The following is a 4394-nucleotide window of genomic DNA, read 5'->3' as shown; positions in this document are numbered from 1 at the left end:
CCCCCCCCCCCGGAGCAGCGCTACCGGCCAGGCAGAAGGGCCGCTGCGCAAGCGTGCGAGCTGTACGAGGCGGCACGCGCACGGCACCCGGAGCGCTGGAGCAGCAACATCAGGAACCGGTCACTGGCACCGATGGTGTGCCTTAACCGGGAGCGGAAGGCGGTACTGCATCAAACATCAAAGGCGGCGTGACATGCTTACGCGACAACTAACTTTAAAATCGCCGAGAACACTGCTCAAATGATGACGCTATTTGCTCTGTCAAACCTCTGGATGGCGCGCCGATATTTGCTCTCCAGCGCAGGAGAGGTACGTCCTTAATGAGGGAAATAGCTGCTGCGAGGCGCGTGCAACGACAAAAATGGATGGAATAGGCGGCAGACTCGATCGATTCTGAACGGCTGCCGTTTTTTTGAAAGCACCTATGGCTCAGCAGTCGAAGAATAGCGGCCTACGTCAGACAATCCCTAGTGGCCTGAGCGGTTAATCCATTAATTTATTTTTTATCACGCTCAGCTTCGCTTTATGTACCGAGCTTATGATGGCCTCAGCCGTTTTATTCCACTTGAACGGCTTGGCTGAATGCTCATTATGAGTCTCGATAAATTGACGGATAGCCACCTTTAGGTCGGCGACGCTGGTGAAGGCACCCCGGTATAGCGCTCGTCTTTCCAGTTGTGCAAACCAACCTTCCACGGCGTTCAGCCAAGACGCGCTGGTTGGTGTGAAGTGCAATTTGAAACGCGGATGCTTTTCCAGCCACTGCTTGATTGCAGCCGTTTTGTGGGTCGAACTGTTATCTAGAATCACATGCAGATCCAGTTCGGCTGGCGTGCTGCGTTCAATCTGTTGCAGAAAAGCCAGAAACTCCTTGGCTCGATGGCGCGGGGTAATCCGTCCGATTACTTGGCCGGTCAGGATGTCGAAAGCTGCGTACAGACTCGCCGTACCATGGCGCTTGTAATCATGGGTCCGACGCTCAACTTGACCTGGGCGTAGCGGCAGCATCGGTTGGGTGCGATCCAACGTCTGGATGCGGATTCCACGACACTTGGACACTCAGCCCACGATCATTTGGACACTCGTTCCACGCGCACTTGGACACCTGATCCACGTCCACTTGGACAGGCAGTCGGAGCGCAGCGACGCAGGTTTGCATTGTTAGTCTGAAGTCCCTGCCGTCGTCAATTTCGTTGCGCGCCTGCGCATAGATTCGCCCTTCAGATTGATCCTATATGCGTTGTGCACCAGGCGGTCGAGGATAGCGTCGGCCAGGGTCGGATCGCCGATCAGTTCGTGCCAGTTGTCCACCGGCATCTGGCTGGTAACGATGGTCGAGCGCTGGCCGTAGCGGTCGTCCAGTAGCTCCAGCATGTCGCGCCGCTGTTCGGCGGTGAACGGGGCCAAGCCCCAGTCATCGAGGATCAGCAGGTCGGTCTTGGCGTAGCTGCTCATCAGCTTGGCGAAGCGCCCGTCGCCATGGGCCAGACCCAGTTCTTCCATCAAGCGCGGCAGGCGCAGATAGCGCACGCTGTAACCGTCGCGGCAAGCTTTATGAGCCAGCGCGCAGGCGAGCCAGGTTTTGCCTACGCCCGTCGGCCCGCCGATGATCAGGTTCAGGCCATCGCGCAGCCACTGGCCGCTACCCAGTTGCAGGATCAGCGCCTTATCCAGCCCGCGCGGGCTGCGGTAGTCGATGTCTTCGAGGCAGGCGTTGTGGCGCAGTCGTGCGGCTTTGAGGCGAGTCGTCAGGCGCTTGTCGTCGCGTTCAGTCAGCTCGCGGTCGACCATCAGGCCGAGGCGTTCGTCGAAGCTGAGATCGTTGATGTCAGGCGTTGCGTGTTGTTCGCCAAGCGCCTTGATCATGCCATGCAGGCGCAGGGTTTGTAGCTTGTCGAGTGTCGGGTTGGGCAACATGTTCGTGCTCCTTTTTCAGTCAGTGGTAGTAGCCAGGGCCGCGCAGATTGATATGTTCATCGGGCAGTAACGGCAGGTTTTGCTGGGCAAGAGGTAGCCGTTCCAGGCCTTGGCGCAGGATCGATTCGAGGCTCTTGTAACTGCATGCGCCTAGGGCCAGCGCACGTTGGCAAGCGGCTTCCAGCCGCTCTTCGCGGTGCTGTTTGCTCAAGCGCAGGATGCCCAGGCAGGCGCGGAAGCCATGCTGCGGATGGATTCGGCGTTCGAGGATGTAGGCGATAACGCCAGCCGTGTTCGACCCGGTTTGCTCTGCCCAGCGGATCAGCCGTTGCGGCGTCCACTCGGCGTGTTCGCGGTGACTTTTGGGCATGTGCTCGGTGTGGGTAGTGTGGCGGCCTTTGTGCGGCGAGCGCAGGTGGCTATACGCTCCACGACGACCTCTTCGCTTCGATAAAAGAGGCCGATGGTAGTGAATAGTCCTGCGTTGCCGCCTGCCTGAGCGTGGGTCGGATCAGTGAGAAATCACTGTCCAAATGCTCGTGGAATCAGTGTCCAAGTGGCCGTGGAATGAGTGTCCAAGTCAGCGTGGAATCGCTGTCCAAGTGTTCGTGGAATGGGTGTCCAAATGCGCGTGGAATCCGCAGCCTGGATCTGGGTTTTCTCGTCAACCGACAACACCAGGGCGTTATCCGGTGGGTTCAGATAGAGCCCGACCACGTCGACGACCTTGTCGGCGAAATGAGGATCGTTGCTGATTTTGAAGGTCTTCAGACGATGGGGTTTGAGGTCGGAAGCGGCCCAGACCTGCCGCACCTGCCATGTGGTAACCCGCGCATACTTGGCCATCAAACGGACGCTCCAGTGAGCGGCTTCCTGGGGTACACGCCGGGTGGTCAGTGTCAGGATTTCGTTGATTTTATCGGGCCCAAGTTTGAGTGGCTGGCCGCTGCGCGGCAGATCGCTCAACCCTTCGATTCCCGCCTCCAGATAACGTTTTCGCCACTTGAATACCGTCGGCGGCGTGACCTGCAACTGCTCGCTAACGGCCTTGGGCGTCAATCCGTCAGCCAGTAGAAGCAGGATGCGCGCTCTCTGGGCGAGGCTCTGTTCCAGCGTACTCATACGCAACCAACCTTGCAGGGCGATGAGATCGGAAGGCATTAAAGCGAAGGGGGAAGTCGGTCGGGCCATGCGTATAACCAATCCATGACATTGGACGCACAGCATATCGTTACCATTAGATAAATGAATTAACCGCTCAGTCCACTAGGAGTGATGTAGACAAAATCAAGTAGTAAGTCGACGAGCGAGCATGCGAGCCTCAGCCAGCCATACCCAAGCCTCACTCACATCCAGTAACCGATCGTGGTGCATGATCAGCCGCCTGGCTCGCTCATTCCAGGCATGAGTCCGTTCCACCACCCAGCGCTTGGGCATGACCACAAAGCCGCTCGCAACCGGCGCTGCCGTGAACAAATCGCCTTGCTCTGAATGCCATTTCCCGGTGCGGCGATTGTTCGCTCCTCGTATGACCTGGATCTCGAGCGAATGAGTGTGCTGCATACGCTGGGCCCACTTTCCAGCGTAGGCACTGTCGACGAACAGGGTATTTAATGACGGGTACTTATCCATCGCGGAGGTCACGGCGTCGTCTGCCGCATCTCGATCCTGCACACTGGCTGCGCTGATGCTCACGGCCAAAAGAAGGCCTAAGGTATCTACGATAAGGCTTCGCTTACGTCCTTTTACCTTTTTGCCTGCGTCGTAACCGCTTTCACCGCCTTGGGGAGAGCTGCGCGTTGATTGGGAATCCAGAACAGCGGCTGACGGCCGTTCATCACGATCCACCCGCTCTCGCCATTGGGCACGGAGCCGGTCGTGCATTTGCTCAAACTTGCCCTGAGCGCTCCAGCGCCGAAAGGTTTTATAGACATTGTCCCAATGGGGAAACTCGCGAGGCAGCATTCGCCAGGAGCACCCTGTGCGCACGACATAACAGCAGGCTTCCAAAAGAGTGCGTCGGGAGTGGCGAGGCGGTACGCCGCGACCTCCCGAGACTTCAAATAAATCAGCGACCAACGTCCATTCTGCATCAGTCAGGCAACTGGGGTAGCGTTGCTCCGGCAACTGACGCCGGTGTGCCTCGGTATAGCCATAAGACTTACGAGGCTCGGGAGGCTGGAAGCTACCTTTGGCACGTTCCTTTACTCGAACGATCCCGGCCAGTCTCAGCGCTTTTGCAAAGGTGTCGGGATGCGCGGTGATGCCCGTTTCTGCATGGAATGCTTGCGCCAGTTCGGCTTGACTGGAATAAGGCTGCGTATGAGCGAGCCTGGCCAGCAGAGGATAATGGTGCGTAGCGATTACCGGTGGGCGTCCAGTTTTAGGCATGGCTCAATGCTGCATAGAAAGGAGGCAAGAAGTTTACTTTATTTTGTCTACACCCTCTAGGGAGATGCTGAACAATTAACCCGTTC

The 4394-nt window shown here is 57.6% G+C and carries 2 protein-coding genes and 4 pseudogenes; 1 reads left to right on the top strand and 5 read right to left on the bottom strand.

Features of this window, described 5'->3' with window-relative positions; translation table 11 throughout:
• Nucleotides 1-219 precede the first annotated feature (219 nt).
• Nucleotides 220-321: pseudogene (locus tag YA0848_RS31440) on the top strand (IS5/IS1182 family transposase); the annotation flags it as partial.
• Nucleotides 322-483: 162 nt separating this feature from the next.
• Here the strand turns inward: YA0848_RS31440 and YA0848_RS31435 are convergent.
• The 5 genes and pseudogenes from YA0848_RS31435 to YA0848_RS31415 all read right to left on the bottom strand — a co-directional run.
• Nucleotides 484-1038 (bottom strand): annotated as a pseudogene (locus YA0848_RS31435) (IS630 family transposase); the annotation flags it as partial.
• Between the two features lie 123 nt (nucleotides 1039-1161).
• On the bottom strand, nucleotides 1162-1917 hold the full coding sequence (gene istB / locus YA0848_RS31430; protein ID WP_198731491.1) for an IS21-like element helper ATPase IstB: 756 nt from the start codon (nucleotides 1915-1917) through the stop codon (nucleotides 1162-1164).
• 19 nt (nucleotides 1918-1936) lie between these two features.
• A pseudogene (locus YA0848_RS31425) lies at nucleotides 1937-2338 on the bottom strand (IS21 family transposase); the annotation flags it as partial.
• 134 nt (nucleotides 2339-2472) lie between these two features.
• A pseudogene (locus tag YA0848_RS31420) lies at nucleotides 2473-3108 on the bottom strand (IS630 family transposase); the annotation flags it as partial.
• 96 nt (nucleotides 3109-3204) lie between these two features.
• Complete coding sequence (locus YA0848_RS31415; protein ID WP_039594669.1) at nucleotides 3205-4308, bottom strand: IS5 family transposase; 1104 nt, start codon at nucleotides 4306-4308, stop codon at nucleotides 3205-3207.
• Nucleotides 4309-4394 lie beyond the last annotated feature (86 nt).

Source organism: Pseudomonas sp. S4_EA_1b, from assembly GCF_016307435.1.
GTDB classification, from domain to species: Bacteria; Pseudomonadota; Gammaproteobacteria; order Pseudomonadales; family Pseudomonadaceae; genus Aquipseudomonas; species Aquipseudomonas rhodesiae.
The sequence above is the reverse complement of the archived record's forward strand: the minus strand, read 5'-3'. Positions and strand labels throughout refer to the sequence as shown.